4 protein-coding genes are annotated in these 3,225 nt (G+C 70.8%); 2 read left to right on the top strand and 2 right to left on the bottom strand.

From position 1 onward, the window contains the following. Positions 1–83: 83 nt before the first annotated feature. Positions 84–326 carry a chaplin gene (locus ACFV61_RS10185; protein WP_380375485.1) on the bottom strand — a complete coding sequence of 81 codons (243 nt, stop codon included), beginning with the start codon at positions 324–326 and terminating at the stop codon, positions 84–86. A 235-nt stretch (positions 327–561) separates the two neighbouring features. Further along, entirely contained in the window at positions 562–813 is a 252-nt protein-coding gene (locus ACFV61_RS10180) for a chaplin (protein WP_380491031.1), read from the bottom strand. 231 nt (positions 814–1,044) lie between these two features. On the opposite strand from ACFV61_RS10180, the gene ACFV61_RS10175 reads away from it, so the two are divergent. Beyond that, the gene (locus ACFV61_RS10175; RefSeq protein WP_380491029.1) at positions 1,045–1,284 is read left to right on the top strand and encodes a chaplin; all 240 of its coding nucleotides are present in this window, start codon (positions 1,045–1,047) and stop codon (positions 1,282–1,284) included. A 232-nt stretch (positions 1,285–1,516) separates the two neighbouring features. Further along, a complete protein-coding gene (locus ACFV61_RS10170) occupies positions 1,517–3,193 on the top strand; it encodes an RICIN domain-containing protein (protein WP_380428451.1) in 1,677 nt (558 codons plus the stop codon). The last annotated feature ends 32 nt before the right edge of the window (positions 3,194–3,225 follow it).

Here is a 3,225-nt window from a genome sequence, read left to right as displayed (position 1 = left end):
GGCGCGCCCCCCCCGCGCCCCGCCCCGCCGCCCCCCCCCGCCCACTCGGTGAATCAGCTGTCGCCGGTGCGGCGACGGCCGGTTCAGCCGGCGTTGACGCAGGTGTTGCCGAACGCCGGGTTGAGCAGGCCGATGACGTTGATGGAGTTGCCGCACAGGTTGATCGGGATGTGCACCGGGATCTGGAGCTGGTTGCCGGAGAGCACACCGGGGGAGCCGGCGGCCACACCCTCGGCGCCGGAGCTGGCGAACGCACCGCCGGCGGCACCGAGGACCAGACCGGTGGCGGCCAGGGACAGGACGGCGGCCTTCTTGAAGTTGCGCATGTCTTTCCTCCGTTTTCTGCCCGACGGATGGGAAATGTCGGGAGCCGGGCGAGCACGAATACTCACCCGCTGGTTTCTGGGGATTGCCGTGATTGTCGCTCCGGCGGCGCACACCGGCGTGTTTCGCCCATGGCTCGGGCGTCGACGCGGCCGCCGCGTTGTTCCAGCACCTCGCGAACAATTCCCGCACGGCCGGGAGCGGTTCGGGCAGAGGTGCGACCAGGGGAATTCCCGGTCAGACGCTGAGGCAGTTATTGCCGAACGCCGGGTTCAGGAGGCCCACCACGTCGATCGAGTTGCCGCACACGTTGAGCGGAATGTGCACGGGCACCTCCACCGAGTTGCCCGAGACCGCGCCGGCCGAGCCGGCCGCGACACCCTCGGCGGACGCGCCGTGCAGGTGGTGGGCGGACGCGACGCCGGCGCCGGCGGCGAGCAGGGCGGCGCCGGCCGCGGTGCCGACGACGCCGTGGGCGAGCTTGCGCATGGGCGGTACTCGATTCGTGTGAAGGGGGCCGGGTGGATCGTGTTCCGCCAGAGAGAACGAGGCACCGTGCGAGGGGAAACGGTCCGGTCCGCTGATCACCCGAATGCCGGTCGCCGTCTCCGTTGGGCCGGATGGGTGACAGTGCGTCCACTGTCGCAACCGGCCCGGGTGGGTGTCGTTCTTGATGTCGCACTCCCCGTGCATCTCTGTATGAACAGTCAGGAGGCTCGTATGAGCATCAAGAAGACCGCCGCCGTCGGCGCGGCCGTGGTGGGCATCGTGGCCGCCGGCGCCGGCACCGCGATGGCCAGCTCCGGCGCCGAGGGTGTCGCCGCGGGTTCCCCCGGTGTCATCTCGGGCAACCAGGTTCAGGTTCCGGTTCACATCCCGGTCAACCTGTGCGGCAACACCATCGACGTCATCGGCCTGCTCAACCCGGCGTTCGGCAACCACTGCGCCAACGCGGGCTGATCCTGCTCCCGGTTCGGCCGGTACGAGCCGCTGTTCCGCGCTTCCCTCCTGGGGCGCGGGGCGGCGGCTCTCCGCATGTCCGGGGGCGTGTCGGGGCGTCAGGTTCCGGCGGTGTCACAAGCCTTGTTGCGTTACTTGTCAGTACCTAGAATATGAGACCTGCTCACCTTTCTTGCTCCGCGCCGCTCGGCGCCCGGCCGGGCGGCCCCCCACCCCCCGCAAGGAGTCGCGTGTGATCAGGTCCCGACTGACAGCGGCGCGGCGGCCCCGGACGGTGGCGCGCCGCTCCCCGTACGGCGCGCTGCTCGCCACCGGCGCCCTCGTCGCCACCCTCGGCCTGGCCGGCGCTCCCGCCGCCCTCGCCGACCCGGCTCCTGCGGCCGGCGCCACCCGCCCGGCCGCCATCGTCGCCCTCGGCGACAGCGCCATCTCCGGGGAGGGCGCCGGCACCGACACCAACGACGGCTACTTCCCGGAGACCGACAGCCCCACCAACTACTGCCACCGGCACCCCAAGTCGGAGATCTTCGTCACCGACATCCCCGGCGTCACCCCGATCGACCTCGCCTGCTCCGGCGCCCAGACCGGCGACCTGGTCAGCGACCCCGAACTCGCCAAGGTCACCGGCTCCGGCAGCGGCGACTTCGGCGAGCCCAAACAGGACGTCAAACTCGCCGACGCGGCGGGCAAGTACGACGTGAAGATGGTCGTCGTCACGATCGGCGCCAACGACGACTTCGACTTCAGCGGGATCATGATGCACTGCCTCGCGCAGTACTTCCCGATCCCCAAGGACCAGGGCTGCCGCGACACCATCGGCAGCGACGAGATCGTCCAGCGCGCCAAGCGGGTCCAGCCCAAGGTCGTCGCGGCGCTCCAGAACATCCGGCAGACCATGCGGAAGGCGGGCTACGCCGACTCCTCGTACCAGCTGGTCTACCAGTCGTACTTCAATCCGATCACTCCGGACATCCGGCGCAACGACTACCTCGGCAAGGTCGCCGACGGCTGCCCGGCCTTCCCCGAGGACCTCGCCTGGGGCCACAACTGGGTGGTGCCGACCTTCAGCGACGCGCTGCGCGGCGCCGCCGAGCAGGTGCCCGGCGTGCGCTACCTCGACCAGCGGCGGGTCGCCTTCGGCCACGAGGTCTGCGCGGAGTGGACCAGCTCCCCGTACGAGTACAGCAACGGGGACGTCATCAACCTCGCCGAGTGGGCCCGCAACGGCTGCGACTCGCAGATCGGCATCCCCGGGCTGTGCATGAACATGGTCCGCCAGTCGTACCACCTGAGGGTGGCCGGCTACCGCGGCGAGGGCGTCTGCCTCGGCCAGTTCTTCGCCAAGCCCGAACTGGCGCAGGCCTACTGCACGCTCAACCAGCAGAACACCACCTCCATCCAGCCGCTCACCCCCGGGCAGCCGTTCGCGGACGTCCCCGAGGACGGCTCCTGGTACCAGCTCACCAACGCGGCCAGCGGCAACGCGCTCGACCTCACCGGCGGCGGCACCTACGGCGACTCCACCAACGGCCGGGCCGCCATCACCTATCCGGCCACCGGCGGGCTCAACCAGTCCTTCGTCCTGGAGGCCAAGGCCGGCGGCAGCTACGAGCTCGACTTCAGCGGCAACCGGGACATGTGCCTGGACGCCAACGCCGCCTCCACCGCCGCCGGCACCCGCATCCAGCAGTGGCGCTGCAACGGCGGCGGCAACCAGCACTGGGTCCTCAAGCCGGCCGGCGGCGGCCGCTACAAGATCGCCGACTCCCAGGACCCGACCAAGGTGATCGCCCCCGGCACCACCCTCGACGCCAAGGGCAACCCCGCCGTCGAACTCGCCACCGACACCGGCGCCGCCGGCCAGCTCTGGCAGCTCACCAAACTCGGCATCGTCTACCTCCACGGCTGATCCCCGGCCCCTCCGCGGCGCCGCCCCCACCG

This window comes from Kitasatospora sp. NPDC059817, from assembly GCF_042731835.1.
Taxonomy (GTDB): domain Bacteria; phylum Actinomycetota; class Actinomycetes; order Streptomycetales; family Streptomycetaceae; genus Kitasatospora.
The sequence above is the reverse complement of the archived record's forward strand: the minus strand, read 5'-3'. Positions and strand labels throughout refer to the sequence as shown.

Coding starts and splice junctions, on each gene's coding strand:
- ACFV61_RS10185 (WP_380375485.1), bottom strand. CDS start 326: ATGCGCAACTTCAAGAAGGCCGCCGTCCTGTCCCTGGCCGCCACCGGT.
- ACFV61_RS10180 (WP_380491031.1), bottom strand. CDS start 813: ATGCGCAAGCTCGCCCACGGCGTCGTCGGCACCGCGGCCGGCGCCGCC.
- ACFV61_RS10175 (WP_380491029.1), top strand. CDS start 1,045: ATGAGCATCAAGAAGACCGCCGCCGTCGGCGCGGCCGTGGTGGGCATC.